The sequence below is a fragment of the Streptomyces sp. NPDC058459 genome, assembly GCF_042721685.1.
Classification (GTDB): Bacteria; Actinomycetota; Actinomycetes; order Streptomycetales; family Streptomycetaceae; genus Streptomyces.
Map to the genome: position 1 here is coordinate 1 of NZ_JBHXLV010000007.1, position 19,591 is coordinate 19,591.

Consider the following 19,591-nt stretch of genomic DNA (forward strand, 5'->3'; position numbering starts at 1 on the left):
CCGCCACGGTGGTGGCGGACACCGGCACCGGTGCGCCCGGCAGCCGCTCGGTGGACGGCTGCTCCTGGACGGGCCGGGGGATGTCCGGCTCGATCCAGTGGCGCTGGGGGCGCAGGGGGTGGCCCGGCAGGGAGACCTTGCGGGCGAACGGGACCGGGGTGCCGTCGGCCGGAAGCCGCCCGTTGGAGCCGTCCGCGATCAGCGCGTGGAGTCCCGCCCGCACTTCGGCGAGGTCCCCGGCGGTGAACGTGTGCGCCACCGGCTGCCGGCTGCGGCCCGCGAACAGGGTGTACGCGAGGTCCGGGAGCCGGATACCGGGGTGCTCGTCGAGGTGGACCAGCAGCCGGCGGGCGAGGTCGCTGAGGGCGTCGGCGTCGCGCGCGGAGAGGACGATCGGGTACGGCGTCGCCGGGTGGTCCTCGTCGTCGGGCAGGGCGGCGGGCGCCTGCGCCAGGACACAGTGCGCGTTCGTCCCCCCGATCCCGAACGAGCTCACCGCGGCGGCCCGCAGCGGCTCGGCGTCGAAGTGGACAGCGGCGCGCGGCACCTCGTACGGCAGCCGGTCCAGCCGCAGGAACGGGTTGGGCTCGTCGAGGTTGATCTGCGGCGGCACCGTCTGGTGGTGCAGCACGAGCGCCGCCTTGATCAGTCCGGTGACCCCCGCGGCGGCGTCCAGATGACCGAGGTTGGCCTTGAGACTGCCGATGAGGGTGCCCTCGGCCGGCGTACCGGCCGCGCGGTGCGCGGCGGCGAGCGAACTCAGCTCCAGCGGGTCGCCGACCGCCGTGCCGGTGCCGTGCGTCTCGATGTAGCCGATGTCGCCGACCGGGACCTGGGAGATCGCGGTCGCCTTGCGGATCACGGCCTGCTGTCCCGCCGTGCCCGGCGCGGTGAACCCGATCTTCGCCGAGCCGTCGTTGTTGAGGGCGCTGCCCCGGATGACGGCGTAGACGCGGTCACCGTCACGTCGGGCGTCGGCCAGCCGCTTGAGGACGACGACCCCGCAGCCGTTGCCCTTGATCGTGCCGGACGACTCCGCGTCGAAGACCCGGCAGTGCCCGTCCCGGGAGAGGATGCCGCCCTCCTGGTAGTCGTAACCGGTGGCCTGTGGGAAGGAGATGCTCACGCCCCCCGCAAGCGCCGCATCCACCTCGCCGTCGTTCAGGGCCCGGCAGGCCAGGTGCACCGCGGTCAGGGAGCTGGAGCAGGCAGTCTGCACCGTCATGGCGGGGCCGCGCAGGCCGAGCTTGTAGGCGACGCGGGTGGCCAGGAAGTCCTTGTCGTTGCCGAGCAGGACCGGGTACGTCAGCGCGGCGTCCGCCCGCTCCGCGGAGCGCAGGACGTTGAAGAGCAGGTACGTGGAGAGGCTGCCGGCCGCGTACACGGCGACGTTCGCCCCGCCCCCGGTGACCAGGCCCGCGTCCTCGGCGGCCTCCCAGGCGCAGGTGAGGAAGACCCGCTGCTGCGGGTCCATGAGGCGCGCCTCGCGCGGGGTGACGCCGAAGAAGTCCGCGTCGAAGAGGTCGGCGTCCGCGAGGTCGGCGCCGTAGGGCACGCGCGTGGGCGCGTCCACCTCCGCCGGGCTCAGTCCGGCGGCCGTCATCTCCTCGGCGGAGAAGCGCCTCACGGCCTCGCGTCCGGACAGGAGCAGCTCCCACAGCTCGGGCACGCTCGCGGCGCCCGGGAACCGGCCGGCCATGCCGACGACGGCGATCGGGCCGGTGAACGGATCAGGACGGTCAGGCATGTGTGGTCCCCCGTATGGCGTCGATGTGGGCGGCGAGCTGCCGCGTGGTGGTGTGCGTGAAGAGTTCGATCATTTCCAGGCCGTCGACCCCCAGCCGGTCCCGCAGCCGCCGGTGCACCTCGACCACATGCATGGACGAGCCGCCGATGTCGAAGAAGTTGTCGTCGGGCCCGAACGTCGCCGCGGGCAGCACGCCGCGCCAGACGTCCTCGACGATGGAGGCGGTGGAGGCGGTGTCAGGTGCCGCGGCCGGCCTCGGCGGGGCGTCGGTGGCCGACGGCGGCCAGGGCAGGGCCCGTTCGTCCACCTTGCCGTTGACGGTCAGCGCCAGCGCGTCCACCCTGACGACGCGTGACGGCATCATGTACGACGGCAGCAGCCGGCGCAGCACGGCACGCAACTCGGCGTCGCCGGGCAGGCCGCGACCGGCGAGGAAGGCGACGAGGGCGGGATGGTCGGCGTCCCGTTCGTCGAGGCGCACCGCGCATTCGTGGGCGCCGGGCAGCGACAGCAGTGCCGACTCGATCTCGCCCAGCTCGATCCGGAAGCCCCGTAGCTGGACCTGCTTGTCGATGCGCCCGAGGTGCACCAGGGTGCCGTCACGGCGGACCAGGCCGAGGTCCCCGGAGCGGTAGACGACCGCGCCGTCCCGCACCGGGAAGCGCTCGGCGGTCAGCTCGGGACGCGCGAGGTAGCCGCGGGTGACACCGGCGCCGCCGACGACCATCTCGCCCGGCACGTCCGGCGGGCACAGGTGTCCGTCCTCGTCGACGACACGCACCGTCAGGTCGGACAGCGGCCGCCCGATGGCGGAGGCCGTCTCGTACTGAGCGTCCTGCTCGGTGACCAGGTGGTAGGTGACGTGCACGGTCGTCTCGGTGATGCCGTACATGTTGATCAGCCGGGTGTGCCGCCCCATGAGTGCGAACCAGGGCTGAAGGGCCGCGTACCGCAGCGCCTCGCCGCCCAGCACGACGTAGCGCAGGGCGACGGCGTCACGGTCCTCGGGGCGCAGCACCTTCACGAGCTGGCCGAAGGCGGACGGCGTCTGGTTGAGGACCGTGACCTGCTCGCGCACGAGGAAGTCGCGGAAGGAGTCCGGTGACTTGGCGACGGTCTCGGGGACGACGGCCAGCCGTCCGCCGTACAGCAGCGCCCCGAAGATCTCCCAGACGGAGAAGTCGAAGGCGTACGAGTGGAACAGGCTCCACACGTCGCACGGCCCGAAGCTGAAGCGCTCCTCGGCCGAGCGCATCAGCCGCATCACGTTGCGGTGGGTGACCTGGACGCCCTTGGGGCGTCCGGTGGACCCGGAGGTGAAGATGACGTACGCGTCGGCGTCCGGGTCCGCCGGCTGCCGCGGCGCCGGTCCGGCCGGGCCGGAGGCGAGGAGGTCGTGGGCCACGAGGGCCGCGGTGCCGAGGTCGTGCCAGCGCGCCTCGTCCTCGACGACGGGCAGTCCTTCGGGGAAGCTGCGCAGGATCTGTTCGACGCGCGCGGCGGGCGAGCCGGGGTCCAGCGGTACGTAGGTCTTGCGGGCCTTGAGGACACCGAGGATCACGGCGATCAGCGCAGTGCCCCGGCGCATGGCGATGCCCACATGCTGTCCGGGCACCTCCCGGGCGAGCCGGGCGGCGATCCGGTCGGACAGCTCGTCGAGTTCGGCGTACGTCAGCCGGTCCCCGCCCGCGGTGACGGCCGTGCGGCCGGGGAGCCGCTGCGCGATCTTGGTGAACCAGGCGTCCAGCGACCGGTCGACCGGATACGCCGGGCGCGCCGTGTGCGGGTTGACCAGGTGGTCGAGTTCGGCCCCGGCCTGAGGGGAGAGGGCCGGGATGGCGGTGACGGCGATGCCGGGATCGTCCCGGACGCTGTCGAGGACGGTGCGCATCACGGACAGCGGATCGGTGGCCCACTGCTCGTGCGAGCACTCGACGTTGACGGTGAAGGAGCGGCCGAAGTCCTCCACGTTCATGGACAGCGGGTACTTGACGAGTCGGCGGGGCTGGATGAGCCACTCCACCTCGCAGCCCGCGAGGCGCGGCTGGAGGGGCTCCTTGTAGTAGGTGAAGGTGCTGTCGGTGCTGAGGATGCCGCCGACCGCCCCGGGGCAGACCTCGCGGGCCGCGGCGGCGAGGTCGAAGTTCTGGTGGCGCAGCATGCCGGTCGTCGTCGCCTGTACGGAGCGGCACAGGTCGGCGAAGGTGTCGTGCTCGGTGAGGTCGACGGCCAGCGGGAGGGTGTTCACAAAGTAGCCGAACGCCTGCCGCTGGCGCAGTCCGCGCCGGCCCGCCAGGGGCAGCCCGGTGACCAGCCGGCGGCCGCCGGTGCAGCGGGCGTAGGCCACCAGGTAGGCGGCGAGGAAGTAGGAGAACGGCGTGCAGCCCAGCTCCTTGGCCTGCTGCCGGATGCGGTCGCTGGTGAGGGCGTCCAGACGCAGGCGCCGCTCCTCGCCGGGCAGGCCGCCGTCCGGGGCGCGGCGGCCCCGGAGACGGTCGTCGCCGAAGGTGGTGACATGCTCCAGCTGCTTGCGGAAGAAGGCCACCGCGTCGGGCCGCGGCGGGAGCGGGCCGACCAGGTCGGAGGGGTCGTCCTGGGTGGCCGGCGAGAGTTCGGCGTCCGGGTCGGCGTACAGCCGCTCCAGCTCCGCGATGAAGTTGAAGTACGAGTAGCCGTCCATGACGATGTGCGAGAACAGCAGGGCCGCGTAGACGGCGTGGTCGTCCTGGTAGAGCGTGAAGTGGTACTGCGCGGGGGCGTCCGGCGGCAACGGGGTGTCGGCGCGCTCGGCCAGGAGCCGGGCGACCTCCTCGCGCTGGTCCCCGCTGAGCCTGATCAGCGGGATGTCCTCGGCACGGGGCTCGGGTCCGGGCCGGTGTACGGCGAGCACCTGACCTTCGTGTTGTTCGAAGACGGTGCCGAGAGCGCGGACACCGCGGCCGAGCCGGGCGAGCGCGCCGCGCAGCCGGTCGATGTCGACGCCCCCGGTGATCCGGTAGGCGCCGGCCAGGTTGAAGGCGGCGTTGTTGGTGAAGAGCTGGGTGTGGGTGTAGAGCTTCAGCTGCGCCGGAGTGGCCGGCCGCGCCGAGCGGCACTCAGTCATGCGGGTCTCTCTCTTCGTACGTCTCTACGTCGGTGGATCGTTCGCGGGCTGTCAGTGAGCCGGCTTGCTGAGGTCCCAGGCGAAGGCGCGCGCGGTCCTGCGGGGCAGATGGCGCAGGCCCCACGCGGCGACCTTGTAGCGGAGGCTCGGGATGCTGACGACCGTGCCCTTCTCAAGATCCTTCAGGGCGGTACGGACCACGTCGTCGGCGCTGAGCCACAACCAGGGGGGCGGGAAGCTGGTGGGGATTCCCGCGCGCTGGTGGAACTCCGTACGGGTGTAGCCGGGCAGCAGGGCCGTCATCCGCACTCCGGCCGATGTGACCTGGTGCGAGGAGGCGAGGGACTCGGTGAAGGCGAGAATCCACGCCTTGCTGGCCGGGTAGGTGGAGCTGAGCCAGGCCGGACCGAGTCCGGCGACGCTGGCCACGTTGAGGACGGCTCCGGCACGGCGCTCGGTCATCGCGGTCAGGGCGGCGTCCGTCAGTCGCAGGACGGCTCGGACGTTGAGGTCGAGCAGGCGCTCCTCGGCAGCGATGCCGTTCGCCAGGAAGGGCCGTTCGTGGCCGATGCCGGCGTTGTTGACGAGCAGATCGACGGCGGGCGCGGCCCCGAGGCGCTCTACGACCGCGCCGCAGCCCTCGTCGCTGGTCAGGTCGGCCGGGATGGTCTCGACGTCGACTCCCCGCTCGCGCAGGTCCTCGGCGCTCTCCTTGAGATCGGTCTCGGAACGCGCCACGAGGACGAGGTCGTAGCCGCGTGCCGCGAGCTGACGGGCGAAGGCGCTGCCCAGTCCGGCTGTGGCTCCGGTGACGAGGGCTGTGGGCATGGCGGTGACTCCCTGTCGTGACGGGTGGGCGGGTGCGTGGGAGGGGTGGAGAACCTGCGGGGTACGGACGGGAGCAGGGGGCGGTTCGGTCCGGGGGCCGCTCGGTCGAGGGCGGACGCGTCGCGCGGCGCGGAACGGTCGGGGCGGCGAGCCGGCCGGGCCGGCACTCGGGGTGGGGCGCTGCGGTCGTCCGCGCAGCTCAGCCCTTCCGGCGGAGTTCAGGCCGCGCCGAGCGGCGCCGGACGCCGGGTCCCGGCAGGCGGAGGGGGCGGTGACGGGCGCGCACGTCCCCGGCCGGAGGGCCCCGGCCCCTTCATCTGGTTCATCTGGTTCATCTGGTTCATCTGCTTCATCTCGGCGGACACGCTCAAGCCGCCACGGACAACCCCAGCACCCGCTCTCGTACCGCCGCGAATCCGGCCACCGCGCGGTCGAGGTGTTCGCGCGTCTGCACGGCCGTGTAGCTGGTGCGCAGCCGCGGTGAGGCGGCCGGAGGCAGCACCGCGTTGACGTACACCCCTTGTTCGATCAGCAGGTTCCACGCGTGCAGCGTGGCCAGTTCGTCGCCGGTGTCCACGGGCACGATGGGAGTGGCGGCGTCCCCGACCCGGTAGCCCAGCGCGGTCAGCTCGCGGCGCATGTACGCGGCGTTGTCGGCCACCGCCGTGCACCGCCAGGGCTCGTCGCGCAGGATGCGGAGGGACTCCAGCGCGGCGGCGGTGTTGGCCGGGCTGGCGCTCGCGGAGAACATCAGCGCGCGGGCGTTGTGGCGGAGGTAGTCGATGACCTCCTCGTCGCCCAGCACGGCACCGCCGATGGAGCCGAAGGCCTTGGAGAAGGTGAGCGTGATCAGCGGGACCCGGTCGGTGAGACCGAAGTGGGAGCAGGTGCCGCGCCCCTTGTCGAGCACACCGGCGCCATGGGCGTCGTCGACGAGCAGGGTGGCGCCGAACTCCTCGCATATGTCCACGAGTTCAGGAAGCGGGCACAGATCGCCCTCCATGCTGTAGACACCGTCCACCACGACGAGCACGCCGCCGCGGTGATTGGTGCGCCGCAGCTTGCCGGCGAGGTCGGCGGTGTCGTTGTGCGCGAACCACTGGATCTTGGCGCGGCTGAGCCGGGCGGCGTCGATCAGTGAGGCGTGGGCCTCCTTGTCGATGAGGATCAGGTCGCCCGGTCCGCACAGCCCCGCGATGGCTCCGAGATTGGCCTGATAACCGGTGGTCAGCAGCAGCGCGGCGGGCTTGCCGAAGAATTCGGCGAGTTCGCGCTCCAGCTGGTCGTGCAGGTCGATGTTGCCGTTGAGGAAGCGCGAGCCGGTGCACCCGGCGCCGTACCGGGCGGCTGCCTCGGCGGCGGCGGCTATGACCCGCGGGTCGGTGCTGAGCCCCAGGTAGTCGTTGGAGCCGCACATGACGACCTCACGCCCGCCGGCCATCCGGGCGACACCCGCGTCCCGCGCGTCGAAGTTGAGGAAATAGGGGTAGAGACCGGCGTTCCTGGCGTCGCGCGCCCGTGTGTAGGAGACGCATTTCTGTACGAGGAGACTCACTCTCGTCCACCTTTTCGAAGGTCGTTGGAAGGCATGGACAAACTAGGTCGCGGAATATGCAGTTCCATCTCTCGGACGACCATGTGGAGAATGCTGGACATGGTCGTGAGTTCCCGCGGCGGCGCCGTTGCCGACCTTTCAGGTGGGTGAGAGAGAGGTTCTGGATCGCGTTCCGCGCATTCGGCACGGAATGGACTCATCGGCCGGCGCGGTCCCAGCTGTTCCAGAGCAGCTGAAAGACGGATGCGATGTCACATAGCGCGTTGCCGACCGCGTTCGCGATCTTGTTCATATGTCCCCCTGATGTGATCACGAGGGAAAGCGTCACAGGTCGCCACGCGCCTACCTGGACGCACCACCCCCGTGGGTACGTCTTTGACGTGCGAGAACGCTCCGGTTCCGACCGCTTGGGGCGAGATTCAGAACGATCCGACTCGTTCTAAGCTATAGTTGCGGCCCGATCGCGTCAAGTGACATTCTAGTGAATGGTTTGACTTTCAATTAGTCGATGGAAGGGGAGTCCAAGGCTCCACTTGAACCGTCGCATTACCGCTGGTACGCCATGGGAGCCGCCGGGATCGGCCCGGCTTCCCGTTTTCTTGAACCAAATTCAAAAACCACCTGGGAGAACCCTGTGGAACGCCAGTGGAACGTACAGGAGAGCATCCTCGTGGATGCGCCCCGCACGAAGGTCTACGCGGCACTGTCCCGCCCCCGGAACATGGGCGAATGGAGCCCGGAGTGCTTCTGGGTGTGGCATCGCGGTACGACGGCGCGCGAGGGGACCGGGTTCGTGGGCTTCAACCGCAGGGGCCCGCTGGTGTGGTTCACGAACTGCCAGGTCACCGTGGCCGACGCGCCCCACGAGTTCGCGTTCGAGGTCAGCACCTTCGGCCTGCCCGTGGCCCTGTGGGGCTATCGGCTGGAACCGGCCGGGGAGGGGACCCGCGTGACCGAGTACTGGCGGGACCTGCGGACCGGTCCACGCGCTCGCGTCACCGAACTGCTCGGCCTGGTGTTCACCGGCACCCGCCCCGAAGCGCGGGCGGCCGCCAATCTGGCCGGCATGCGCACCACGCTGCGCCGGCTGCAGCGGGCCCTCGCGGGCTGACCCACCGACAGACCCACAGAGAGGCTGCGCGGCTCATGGACCTCACGACGGACGCAGGATCATTCGCACCGCTCAGGGAGCGCATACGCACCGCCGGCCTGCTCACCCCCCGCCGGGGCTACTACGCGGCCAAGTTCGCCACGAACACGGCCCTGCTGGCCGGTTCCTGGACCGTTTTCGCCCTGGTCGGCGACTCGTGGTGGCAGCTCGCCTGCGCCGCCCTGCTCGCCTTCGCGTACGGCCAGACCGGGCTGCTCGGCCATGACGTGGGCCATGCCCAGGTCACCCATGACAGAAGAGCCATGGAGATCCTCGGGCTGCTGCACGGCAATCTCGCCCTGGGCTTCAGCTACGGCTGGTGGATGAGCCACCACACCCGGCACCACAACCACCCCAACCACGTGGACCTGGACCCGGACATCCTGCGCCGGGTGGTCGCCTTCTCCCCGCGCCAGGCCGAGGGCGTCTCCCGCCTGCGCGCCTTCGTCATCCGCCACCAGGCACGCCTGTTCTTCCCGCTGCTGTGCCTGGAGTCGCTCGGCCTGCGCATCGGCTCGGTCATCGCCATCCGGCGCGGGGTGGTGCGACGCCCGCGACTGGAACTCGCCCTGCTCGCGGTGCACGCGCTCACCTACGGCGCCGTGGTCCTCATCACCCTCTCCCCGCTGCCGGCCCTGCTGTTCGTGGTGGTGCACCAGGGCCTGTTCGGCGTCTACCTGGGCTGCGTCTTCGCCCCCAACCACAAGGGCATGCCGGTGCACGACGGCGAGGAACCCGACTGGCTCGCCCGCCAGGTGCTGACCTCCCGCAACATCGTGAGCACCCGCGCGCACGACTTCTTCTACGGCGGCCTCAACTACCAGATCGAACACCACCTGTTCCCCACCATGCCGCGCCCGCACCTGCGTCGCTGCCGGCCGCTGGTCCGGGACCACTGCGCCGAGATCGGCCTGCCCTACTACGAGGTCGGCGCCGCCCGCTCCTACCGCGAGGTCCTCGCCCACCTGGACGAGGTCACCCGCGCCGTCGCCCGGAGCGCTCCCGCGCCACGCTGATCCCGTCGGTGAGCAGCGCGACCAGTTGCCCGGTGAAGTCGTCCGACACCGGCCTGCGCCGCACCAGCAGACGAATCCACAGGGCCCCGGCCACCGCGTCGACCAGCAGGGCCGGATCGAGACCGGCGGGCAGTTCGCCCCGTCCCACGGCCCGGGTGAACAGCGGCTGATGGCGCCCGAGCCGGTCCTCCAGGAACAGGGTCACCAGCTCGCGCATGGCCGGATGGCGTACGGCGCCCACCAGCGCGGCCTCCACCACCGCCCGCGTCTGCGGCTCGGCGAGCAACCCCTCGACCCGGGCGGCCAGTTCGGTCAGGTCACCGGTCAGGCTCCCGGTGTCGGGCAGGTCGAAGGCGAGCGTCCCGGAATGCAGCAGGGCGTCGCGCAGAAGCTCCGACTTGGAGGGCCACCAGCGGTAGATGGTCGTCTTGTTGACGCCGGACCGCTGGGCCACCCCTTCGACGGTGAAGGCGTCGTAGCCCTGCCCGGCCAGCAGCTCCAGACTCGACGCGAAGATCTCCTCCTTGCGGCGCGGGCCGCTCCGCTCCCCGGCCCACGTCCGCGCCATGACACCGTCCACCACTGTCGCCTCCACACCGGCCGAGAAGCCAACGCAACGTTGTGTTGCGTCAATCCTATCCGGACCCTAGGATCGCAACGCACCGTTGCGTTGCGTTTGTCGACGGCGGTGCGGGTGCGTCCGGCTCGGCGCTCAGGGGGAACCGCATGAACGCGACTGTCCGACTCGTCTGTCTGCCCTACGCCGGTGGCGGCGCCGACGTCTACCGGCCCTGGGCGTCCGTCCTGCCGGCGGGGGGCGAGCTGATCGCCCCGGAGCTGCCCGGACACGGCCGCCGGCTGCCCGAACAGCCCCTGGACCGCGCGGAGGACGTCGTCGCGGACCTGCTGCCGCGACTCGGCGACCCGTCAACCCCGCTGGTGGTGTTCGGGCACAGCATGGGCGGCCTGCTGGCGTACGAGGTGTGCGACGCGCTGGACCGGCTGAGCACTCCCCCGCAGGCACTCGTCATCTCCGCGATGGGTCCGCCCGACCTCGTCGAGCCGGCGGTGAGCCGCGCCCTCGCCGAGGACCCCGAAGCGCTCCTGGACCATGTGGCAAGCCTGGGTTCCACCCCCTCCCCCGTGCTTGCCGATCCCGGGATGCGGGCGCTGGTGCTGCGCCCGCTCCAGGCGGACTTCCGTCTGCTGGGCCGTGCCCGGCGGACGGAAGTCCGCGAGGTCCCCGTCCCGCTGTACACGTTCGCCGGGGATCAGGACCCGGTCCACCCGGCGCACGAGGTGGCCGGGTGGCAGCGGCACGCGCGCCGGTGGGGAGGTCTCCAGGTACTGCCCGGCGACCACTTCTTCCCCTGGCACAGCGACAGCGTGCCGCGCTTCCTGGGCGGGCTCGTGCGGTCGGTCGCGGCGGGACGTACGCCGGCCGCCGTCCCGCCCCACGACAGGTACGGGACGAGCTGACCGGGGGACACCGCCGTGCCGCCCGCACCGCCCGGCCGACGGTCCGTGCGACGGCGGTGCGGTGAGCGGTCATGACGACGAACCCGAACACGAGAGAGGACATCGCCGTGCGAGCCAGCACTGTCTGGAAGCAGCCGGGCGCCTGGCTGGTCGTGGTCGTGGGCTGTGTACTGGCAGCCCTGAGCACCTTCAGCTATCTGCTCCCGGCCACCGACCCCGAGGGCCGGCTGCACCGGTTACCCCTGGTCCTCGTCTCCGAGGACCAGGGCGTCACGGCGCCGGACGGCACCGAGGTGGACCTCGGGGCGCGGCTGGTCCGCGGCGTCACCGCCGCCGCTGCCGGGGACGACCGGGTGGAGTGGACCGTCGTCGCCGACCGGGCGGACGCCGAGCGGGCGTTGGCCCACCAGGACGGCTACGCCGCGCTGGACGTCCCCCGCGACTTCACCGAGAAGTCGCTCTCCCTGCTGGCCGCGGGCAGCTCCGCCGAACGCCCCGTACTGACCGTGCTGACCCACCGGGGAGTGGGCGGCATGGCGGCCTCGATGGCGGACAGGGCCGTACGCCAGACCGCGGCGAAGGCATCCGCCCAGCTCGGCTCCCAGCTCGTCGCCCGCGCCGAGGCAGCGAGGAAGGCCGGCACCGGCCCCGCTGCCACCGCGCCGACGAGCGCCGGCGCCCGGCCCGGGAGCGCGGCCGCCGCCCCCGGCTTCCTCGCCCTCCTCCACGACCCCGTCCAGGTCACGGCGGAGCAGCAGCCCGTGGCCGCCGGCTCGACCTCCTCCGGCGGCGCCGTCCCGCTCTATCTGGCCGTCGCGCTGCTCATCTCCGGACTCCTGCCGGCCAGCCTGCTGACGATGCTCGTCGATGCCCGGCTCGGCTACATCCCCCTGGAGGTCGGCCCGCGCCGGCTGTTGAACCCCGTCGTCGGGATCGCCCGCTCCTCCACGTTCCTCGCCAAGGCGGTCATCGGTGCCGTCATGGGGTTCGCCTGCGGCGCGGTGGTCGCCTGGGTCGCCCTGGCCGGCATCGACCTCGGCGCTCGGGCCCCCGGCCCGCTGGTGGTGTTCTGCGGTCTTGCCTGCGCAGCCGTCACGCTGCTGACCCTGGCTCTGTTCGCGGTGCTCGGCGCCCCCGGCCAGATCCTCGCCCTCCTCGTGGCCACCCTGATCGGCATCCCCCTGTCGGGCGGCGCCATCCCGCCCGAGGCCCTGCCGGCCCACCTGGAGACACTGGGGCAGCTCCTGCCGGCCCGTCATGCCGTCGAGGGCATCAGGTCCCTGCTGTTCTACGGCAGTGACACCCCCCGGCTGACCACGGCGTGGCTGGCGCTGGGGGCGTACGCGCTCGGCTCCGTCCTGCTGGGGCTGCTGGGCTCGCACCTCTACGACCGGCGCGGCTACCGGCGGGCCCACGAGCACGAACTCACGCCCCGGCCCACCGCACACCCCGCGCCGACGCCGCTCCCCCGTCCCTCATCGTGAGGTGAGATCCGCCATGACCACGTTCCTGACCATGTCCGGCACGCCCTCACCGGACTCCTGCACCGAGCACGTCCTGTTCACCCAGGTCGTGCCCCGCCTGGCGGACGACGGCCACGAGATCCGTCACCTCGCCGCGCGGGACCTGCCCGCCGACGCCCTGCTGCGCGGCGACGCCGGTCATCCCCGGCTGAGCGCGGCGGCGGAACTGCTCGCCGCGGCCGACGGGGTCGTCATCGCCACCCCCGTGTACAAAGCCTCGTACTCCGGCCTGCTCAAGGCCCTCCTCGACGTGCTGCCCCGGCGAGGTTTCGCGGGCAAGGCCGTCCTGCCGCTGGCGACCGGGCACATGGCCAGCCACGGCGTGCTGCTCCACCAGGCCCTGCGCACCGTACTGCGCTCGATGGGCGCGACCGCCATCGTCCCCGGCTGCTTCCTGACCGAACGCGCGGCACGCTCTCTGCTGGTTCCGCAGTACGCCCACGCCCGCGAGCAGCTCGACCACAGGACGGACATGCTGCGGCGCGCCACGGCGAAGCTCTCCCTCCGTCAGGCGGCCGACGGGCGGAGCGTCGCGTGAACCGGCCCGGCGTGCGCGTGTTCGGCGACGAGAACGCTTCCCCCGTGGTGATGGTGCACGGTATCCGTGTCTCCTCCTCCATGTGGCTCCCCCACGCACGGCGGCTCGCGCCCGGCTTCCGGGTGAGCGCCCCCGATCTGCCCGGCCACGGCACCCTGCACGACCGCGCGTTCAGCCTCGCCGGGGCCGTCGAGGCGCTCGACGCCGCGATCACCGAGGCGCACGCGGTGACCGGTCGACGGCCCCTGGTCGTCGGCATGTCCCTGGGCGGGTACGTCGCGATGGCGCACGCGGTGGCCCGCCCCGAGCATGTGCGCGGACTGCTGGTGTGCGGTTCGACCGCACGCCCGCAGGGCTGGAAGGGGCTCGCCTACGCCACCGCCGCGCGCGTCGACGAGCGCCGGAGCGCGGAGCGCGGCGCCAGGGTGAACGCCCGCTTCTTCCTGCGCCACGCCACCGCCGAGTGCGCCGAGGCCGTCATCTCCGGCGGCTTCGCCCGGCATGCCTTCGGTGAGGCCGTCGGGGAGCTGCGCCGCCTGGACGCCCTCGGCCTGGCCGCCCGCCTGCGGGTCCCGACCCGGTTCGTCAACGGACGCCGTGACCTGCTCTTCCGCCTGGACGAACGGGCCTTCCTGAAGGCCGTGCGCGGCGGCGGCACGCCCGCCTCCCTCACGCATGCCCCCGGCGATCACCTCTTCCCGCTGCGGGACCCGGATGCCTTCGCCGAGCTGGTCCGCGACACACACGCGCGGCTGCGCGCCGGCTGAGAGGGCGCGCGCAGGCCAAGTCGTTCTTGCTCCCCGCGTGCGCGGGACCCGTCCGCGTCCCGGCCCTCCCTGGCGGGAAACCGCCCCGCCCCTCCCCCGGGTGCGCAAGCATGAGGCATGCGGCCGAGCGACTGGTATCTCACCGAAGACGTGGACGACTTCCTCACCCGGGCCGGAGGGTTTCTGCGGGCGCGGCCCGCGGCGCACGTGATGCAGCTGACCTGGGCCGAGCGGGTACGGGTGCGGGGGGCGGGGGCGTTCGCCCAGGTGCCCGTGTTCGGGTCGCTGGCGGAGGGCGGGGAGGTGACCGGGACCTTCTACCATTTCCCGCCCCGCGGCCTGGGCCTCTCCCCGCTCACCCCCGAGCAGGCCGACAGCCTCGCCGCCCAGCTGGCCGGCCGCGGGCTCACCCCGGCCTCCGTCGGCGCGGACCACGACACCGCCACCGCCTTCGCCGAGGCATGGCAGCGGCACACCGGCGCGACGGCGAAGCTCCGTGACATACGGGTCCGCCTGTACCGGCTCGGTACTCTCACCCCGCCCGACCCGCATCCGGCCGGCCGGGCCCGTGTCCTCGGCGAGGAGGATCTCGACCAAGCCGTCTTCTGGTGCGGCGAGTTCGCCAGGGCCGTCGGGGAGGACGTCACCGTCGACGCCGGGACCTGGCCCCGCACGCGCTACGCCGACAAGCGGTACACCCTCTGGGAGACCCCGGACGGCACCCCCGTCTCCGTCGCGGGCATGAACCCGCTGATCGGCGGCCAGATCCAGGTGGACATCGTCCACACCCCGGCCCACCTGCGGGGCCACGGCTACGCGGGCGCCGTCACGGCCGCGGTGAGCCGGGCCGCGCTGGCGGCCGGGGCCCAGGAGGTCGTCCTGTTCGCCGACCGGTCCAACCCCACCAGCAACGCCCTGTACCAGCGCCTCGGCTACCGCCCGCTGAGCGACTGGTCGGGGTACGACTTCGCCTCCGGCGGCTGAACGCACTCCCCCGCGGCGAGGCCACCGGGCCGAGCCGGAACCCGACGCGGGAGTCTCAGCGTGTGCGGCTGACCTCCGGTTCCGCCACGCGGACCTCAGCCGGTGTCCGCATCCGGCGGACCTCTGGAGCCACCAGCACCGCCGACGTGGCCAGGACGACCAGGGCCGCGCAGCCGGCCAGGGTCCAGCTCGTGCCCGCCGCCGAGGCGACGGGGCCGGCGATGAGGAGGCCGAGGGGGGCCAGGGCCAGGGAGCCGAACCAGTCGTAGGAGGTAACGCGGGAGAGGACGTGTTCCGGGATCTCGCGTTGCAGGGTGGTGGACCACAGGACGCTGAAGACATCGTTCGCCACGCCCGCGCCGAACATGGCGGCCGCCGTCAGCCAGAGCGGGGCGCCGACGCTGAGCAGGAGCATCGGCACTGCGGCCGGGAAAGTGCTCGACACCGCCACCAGGACGGGGCGACGGACTCGTACCCGCGCCGCGAGGCCCGCCCCCGCGATGGTGCCGAGGGCCTGGGCGCCGACGATGACCGACCAGCTCCGGGCGCCACCCTGGTGTTCGACGATGAGCGGGCCGAGGACACCGACCTCGGCGTTCAGCGCGGCGATCACGACCGCGTACTGGGCGACCACGGCCCACAGCCACTGCCGTGAGGCGAACTCCCGCCATCCTTCGCGCAGTTCGGTCCAGCCCGACGCCCGTACGCGCGGCCGTCCGGCCACCCGCAGCCGGCCCGTGAGGACCGCGCTGACGACGAAGGAGGCCGCGTTGAGGGCGAGCGCCCAGCCCGCGCCGACCAGGGCCACGGTCACGCCGGCCAGGCCGAGGCCGAGGAGGAGGGAGGTGTTGGTGCCGACGCGGAGGAGGCCGTTGGCCCGCTGGAGCCGGTCGACGGGGACGATCAGGGGGACCAGGCCCTCCATGGCGGGGCCGAACAGCGAGGTCGCCGTACCGGCCACCGCCGCGAGCAGGCACATCGCGGCCAGCGGGGCGTGCCCGGTCAGCACGATGGCGGCGAGCCCCCCGTACGCACCGGCACCCAGCACGTCGGCCAGCATCATCAGCCGCGACCGTGACATCCGGTCCGCGATCACACCGCCCACCAGGACGAGCACCAGTTGCGGCACCGCCTGGCACGCCAGCACCAGCGACAGCCGCCCCGCACTCGCCCCCGGCAGCGCGAGCACCGCGAACCCGAGCGCGACCCGCGCGAAGCCGTTGCCCAGCACGGAGACGACCCGTGCGCCGAGAAGCAGGACGAAGCGCCGATCGCGCCAGAGGTGGGTGTCCACGGCCCCGCAGCCTACGCCCGTCGGAGCAACTCCAGGGCTTTTCCGGGGACTTCGGGCGGGTGTCGTTCGGGGCGACGCGCCGATCACTGCACGGCCGCACTCCCGCCCCCGTACCGCAGCCCGGTTCGCGACGGCCCGGAGGAGGTCGTCGGGGTCGGCGCCGGTGCGGATCTCGCCGGTCTCGGCTGCGGCGCGTCGGTCACGGCGCCGTCGGCAAGCCCGACCACGACGACTCCGTGCGCCTGATCCACAAGGCGCTGGACGCCGGGATCGACTTCCCGAGGCGCACCTGCGGTGCCGGTGGGCCGCGCAGCCGGCGGGTGCCTGGCGGTCAGACGGGGAGGTGTTGGCTCAGCCACTTCCGCAGGGTGGTGAAGTCCGCCTCGGTCAGGCCGTAGTCGTGGTCCACGCGGTGCAGCAGGGCCGGCCCGGGATGGTGGACGGCGACGTACGCCCGGTCGGCCTCGGTGATCTCGTCGTCGATCCAGACGAACGGGCGGCCCGCCGCGAACGCGACCAGCGGGCGTGTCTTCCAGTGGATCAGCGCGGGCGGCTCCTCCTCGTCCGGCCAGGGCACGACCGGCAGCGGCGGCAGGCCCAGCCAGGGCGCGAGCACCGCGTTGGCGTCGTCCATCCAGGTCGACGCCCACACCAGCTCACAGCCCAGCGCCGCCAGCCGCGCCCCGAGCCTCACCCCTCAGCATCGGGCATGCGTCCGTCTCCGGCCCGGTGCCAGCGGGTCAGTGCCGCCGTCACCCGCTCCGTGTCGGGCACCTCCGTCATCCCCAGCGGACGCGCCCCCCTCGCCAGGACCTCCCGCAGCTTCACCGCGAGGGCCCCGGCAGCCGGGGCTGCGGGACCCTCCAGCGCCAGCGCCGAGCGGATGACGTCCGTGAAGACGGACTGGGCGCGCTTGTACGCGAGCAGCGGCGGCAGGTCGTCGGCCCAGCCGCGCACCGCTCCGGGGCGCACCGCGCGGACGGATGTGTGCCAGCGGGCGGCGATCTCGCGGGCCTGCGGGGCGGGGTAGCGCATGAGGTGGAGGTGGGTGGCCAGTTCGTAGAGCGGGTCGCCGACCATGGCCAGCTCCCAGTCGATGGTCCACAGCCGGTCCACCGGGTCCACGATGAAGTTCTCCCGGTGCAGATCGGCGTGGAGCAGGCAGAAGGGACGCCCGGTCAGGCCGCGCACCTGGGCACGCAGGTGCTTGAACGAGGTGTCGGTCAGGCCGAGTCCGGCGAAGAGCGGCTCGAAGCGGTCGAGGTTGCGGCGGTAGACCTGGTGCTCGGTGAAGTGGACGAGCCGCTCCAGGAAGCCGTCGCTGTCGCCGTCCGCCGGGCGGTCCTCGGCGGCGCAGCGCCGCTCGGCCGTGACATCGTCCGGGCCGATCGCCGCCAGCTTCCCGAACAGCTCGGTGAGCTGGCGGCACAGCGCCTCCGGCACCTCGGTGCCCGAGGGGTGGCGCGCGCCGAGGGTGGTGCCCTCGATGAACCGCATCAGGCGGGTCTCGCCGACCTCCAGCAGGCCGGGGACGCGCGGCACCCGGTCGCCCAGCGCGGTGAGCAGCCGCTCCTCCGAGGCGAAGCAGCGCCGGTCGAACCAGAGCAGACCGTCCCTGGGCTCCCGGCACTTCCACCGCCCCGGATACAGCCGTGCCGCCTCGCCGGCCAGCGGGAAGACGTACGTCTCGTGGTGGTAGCCCTGGAGCGGTCCCTCGACCACCTTGTCGTCGCCGCTCACCCCGGCCGCGTTCAGCCGGGCGTTCGATACCGTTTCGGGGGACATGGCCCGTTCTCTCGCCGTGCGCCCTGCCGAAAGGGGCGGAAGTGGCAGCACGCTACAGGGTCAGGAACGGGTCGCGTCCCCACGACTCCGGGCCGGTTCCCCCAAACCGGCGATCGGGCGCACGGGTGTGCCAGTCGCTACCCGCGCAGGGCGAGCAGCAGAGGTTCCAGGGAGGTGAGGACCGTACCCGCGCCCGCGGCGCGCAGCTGCCCGGCACGCTGCTCGCCGGGCGCGTAGCCGAGGAAGCGCACTCCGGCCCGCTCGGCGGCTTCGAGGTCGGAGGGCGAGTCCCCGATCATCAGCGCGGAGCCGGGGGCCGCGTCCAGTGCGGCGAGCGCCCGTTCCAGGCAGTGCGGGTCGGGCTTGAGGTGACGCAGCTCGGCGGTGCGGCCGTAGATGTGCGGGGCGAAGCAGCCGGTCAGGCCCCGGCCGGCGAGGTAGGCGCGGACCACCCGGGGGGAGTTGTTGGTGGTGACGGCCATGCGGGAGCCGGCCGCGGTCCAGGTCCGGATCAGCGGGTCGGCGTACGGGGTCGGCCACGCGGAGGCCGCGGCCAGCAGCTCGTCCTGGGTGAGGCGTTCCTCCAGTTCGGTCACGAGGTCGCTGCCGGGATGGCGGCGGTCCACCGCGCGCAGCACCACCTGGGGGTCCGGCGTGTCCCGCTCGTCCTCGTCGAGCAGGCCGCGCAGTCCGCGCGCGGCCAGCCACTCCATCAGCCCGGCCGCGACCCGCTCGGCGCGGTGCCGGGCGAAGAGGCGGCAGACAGGGCCGTCGAAGTCCCAGAGGACGACCCGCGCGCCGATCATTTCCCGTAGCTTCCCGGGCTCGTAGTCGGTCTTCTTCTCAACCGTTTCGGTCGCCACCAGCTCATGCCGCGTCGTTTCCGGCGTCTCAGAAGTCACTAGGAGAGTGTCAGGTCCGTGGTGATGGTTTCCCAGAGGGCGTCGAACCACTTCTGGGACTGTTCCACGAAGGAGGCGTCCCGTTGACCCGACCGCTTCTCGAAGGAGAACAGCATGGACTCCGAGCCGAGGGTGTCGAACATCTCCAGGGTGCCGGTGTCGGTGGGCTCCTCGCGCCGGGTGACCATGTAGTACGCGTACAGCGCCTCCGCGCCGTTGAGCAGGTACAGCTTGGCCGGCGGGGTGAACGGCAGGGCGCGGAAGGCGACATGGACGTCGATGTCGTGCGTGGCGCGCAGGGCGTTGAGGTTGTACTGCAGGACCTGGCCCTGGGCGTTGCGCATCGCCAGCCAGCGCCGGTGCACCGGGTCGGCGTCGTCGCCCCCGGGGTCCACCGGGACCGGGAAGGCCAGGCTGATGTCCCGCGAGGGCAGCAGGACACGTACGTCGACGCGGTCGGGGCGGACCCGGCCCTCGTGGATCAGGCGCAGCGGCTCGCCGAGGGCCGGGATCAGGCTCTGCGCGGTCAGGCACACGGCGTCGACCCGGACATGGGACGCGGTGAACGCCTCCGCAAGCCGGGGGGCGAGGGCGACCATCGTGGGCTGGGGGCCGTCCTGCGCGGGGGCGGACTCCGCGACGCGCGGCGGGCTGCCCTTGGTGACCCCGCTGAGCAGCCCCTCCTCGTGCAGCACCCGCAGCGCCTGGCGGACCGCGCCGCGCTCCACGCCGAACTCCTCGGCCAGCTCGGCCTGGGTGGGCAGCCGCTCGCCCGCCCTGAGGTCACCGGCGCGGATGCGGGCGCGCAGCGCGTCGGCGATCTCCTGGGCGGTGAACCGTCTGCCGCTCACTGCCACGTTCTCCTGGGTCACGACCAAACGGTACAACCTTGCTCCATCTACCGGCAGTTGTCGCCACCC

The 19,591-nt window shown here is 72.6% G+C and carries 16 protein-coding genes and 1 pseudogene; 7 read left to right on the forward strand and 10 right to left on the reverse strand.

What is annotated here, in order from left to right; genetic code table 11:
• The 4 genes from ACFWN1_RS02825 to ACFWN1_RS02840 form a co-directional block, all read right to left on the reverse strand.
• On the reverse strand, positions 1-1,747 hold a 1,747-nt coding region (locus ACFWN1_RS02825), incomplete at its 3' end, for a beta-ketoacyl synthase N-terminal-like domain-containing protein (RefSeq protein WP_384357474.1).
• Positions 1,740-4,850 (reverse strand): amino acid adenylation domain-containing protein, encoded by a 3,111-nt coding sequence (locus tag ACFWN1_RS02830; RefSeq protein ID WP_384357476.1) that lies wholly within the window; start codon positions 4,848-4,850, stop codon positions 1,740-1,742. The genes ACFWN1_RS02830 and ACFWN1_RS02825, both read right to left, overlap by 8 nt.
• A gap of 51 nt (positions 4,851-4,901) precedes the next feature.
• On the reverse strand, positions 4,902-5,678 hold the full coding sequence (locus ACFWN1_RS02835; protein ID WP_384357478.1) for an SDR family NAD(P)-dependent oxidoreductase: 777 nt from the start codon (positions 5,676-5,678) through the stop codon (positions 4,902-4,904).
• Between the two features lie 367 nt (positions 5,679-6,045).
• The gene (locus ACFWN1_RS02840; protein ID WP_384357480.1) at positions 6,046-7,233 is read right to left on the reverse strand and encodes an aminotransferase class I/II-fold pyridoxal phosphate-dependent enzyme; all 1,188 of its coding nucleotides are present in this window, start codon (positions 7,231-7,233) and stop codon (positions 6,046-6,048) included.
• 670 nt (positions 7,234-7,903) lie between these two features.
• Here ACFWN1_RS02840 and ACFWN1_RS02845 point away from each other — a divergent pair.
• The gene (locus ACFWN1_RS02845; protein ID WP_384357482.1) at positions 7,904-8,344 is read left to right on the forward strand and encodes an SRPBCC family protein; all 441 of its coding nucleotides are present in this window, start codon (positions 7,904-7,906) and stop codon (positions 8,342-8,344) included.
• Positions 8,345-8,379: 35 nt separating this feature from the next.
• Complete coding sequence (locus tag ACFWN1_RS02850) at positions 8,380-9,399, forward strand: fatty acid desaturase family protein (RefSeq protein WP_384357484.1); 1,020 nt, start codon at positions 8,380-8,382, stop codon at positions 9,397-9,399.
• On the opposite strand, the gene ACFWN1_RS02855 is transcribed toward ACFWN1_RS02850, so the two are convergent.
• A complete protein-coding gene (locus ACFWN1_RS02855) occupies positions 9,359-9,967 on the reverse strand; it encodes a TetR/AcrR family transcriptional regulator (protein ID WP_384357486.1) in 609 nt (202 codons plus the stop codon). The two genes, ACFWN1_RS02850 and ACFWN1_RS02855, sit on opposite strands and share 41 nt — an antisense overlap.
• A gap of 158 nt (positions 9,968-10,125) precedes the next feature.
• Here ACFWN1_RS02855 and ACFWN1_RS02860 point away from each other — a divergent pair, with 158 nt between their 5' ends.
• From ACFWN1_RS02860 to ACFWN1_RS02880, 5 genes are all read left to right on the forward strand, one after another.
• On the forward strand, positions 10,126-10,878 hold the full coding sequence (locus ACFWN1_RS02860; RefSeq protein ID WP_384357488.1) for a thioesterase II family protein: 753 nt from the start codon (positions 10,126-10,128) through the stop codon (positions 10,876-10,878).
• A gap of 107 nt (positions 10,879-10,985) precedes the next feature.
• Complete coding sequence (locus ACFWN1_RS02865) at positions 10,986-12,362, forward strand: ABC transporter permease (protein WP_384357490.1); 1,377 nt, start codon at positions 10,986-10,988, stop codon at positions 12,360-12,362.
• 13 nt (positions 12,363-12,375) lie between these two features.
• A complete protein-coding gene (locus ACFWN1_RS02870) occupies positions 12,376-12,939 on the forward strand; it encodes an NAD(P)H-dependent oxidoreductase (RefSeq protein WP_384357492.1) in 564 nt (187 codons plus the stop codon).
• On the forward strand, positions 12,936-13,706 hold the full coding sequence (locus ACFWN1_RS02875) for an alpha/beta fold hydrolase (protein ID WP_384357494.1): 771 nt from the start codon (positions 12,936-12,938) through the stop codon (positions 13,704-13,706). Before ACFWN1_RS02870 ends, ACFWN1_RS02875 begins: the two co-directional genes overlap by 4 nt.
• Positions 13,707-13,823: 117 nt before the next feature.
• Entirely contained in the window at positions 13,824-14,690 is an 867-nt protein-coding gene (locus tag ACFWN1_RS02880) for a GNAT family N-acetyltransferase (protein WP_384357496.1), read from the forward strand.
• A gap of 55 nt (positions 14,691-14,745) precedes the next feature.
• On the opposite strand, the gene ACFWN1_RS02885 is transcribed toward ACFWN1_RS02880, so the two are convergent.
• From ACFWN1_RS02885 to ACFWN1_RS02905, 5 genes and pseudogenes are all read right to left on the reverse strand, one after another.
• Positions 14,746-15,984 carry an MFS transporter gene (locus tag ACFWN1_RS02885; protein ID WP_384357498.1) on the reverse strand — a complete coding sequence of 413 codons (1,239 nt, stop codon included), beginning with the start codon at positions 15,982-15,984 and terminating at the stop codon, positions 14,746-14,748.
• Between the two features lie 331 nt (positions 15,985-16,315).
• Positions 16,316-16,672: pseudogene (locus tag ACFWN1_RS02890) on the reverse strand (hypothetical protein); the annotation flags it as partial.
• Positions 16,673-16,674: 2 nt separating this feature from the next.
• On the reverse strand, positions 16,675-17,769 hold the full coding sequence (locus ACFWN1_RS02895; RefSeq protein ID WP_384357500.1) for a phosphotransferase family protein: 1,095 nt from the start codon (positions 17,767-17,769) through the stop codon (positions 16,675-16,677).
• A 137-nt stretch (positions 17,770-17,906) separates the two neighbouring features.
• Positions 17,907-18,722, reverse strand: a complete 816-nt coding sequence (locus ACFWN1_RS02900) for an HAD family hydrolase (protein ID WP_384357502.1) — start codon at positions 18,720-18,722, stop codon at positions 17,907-17,909.
• Positions 18,671-19,549, reverse strand: coding sequence for a GntR family transcriptional regulator (locus tag ACFWN1_RS02905; protein ID WP_384357595.1), 879 nt, complete (start codon positions 19,547-19,549; stop codon positions 18,671-18,673). Before ACFWN1_RS02905 ends, ACFWN1_RS02900 begins: the two co-directional genes overlap by 52 nt.
• Positions 19,550-19,591: the final 42 nt, after the last annotated feature.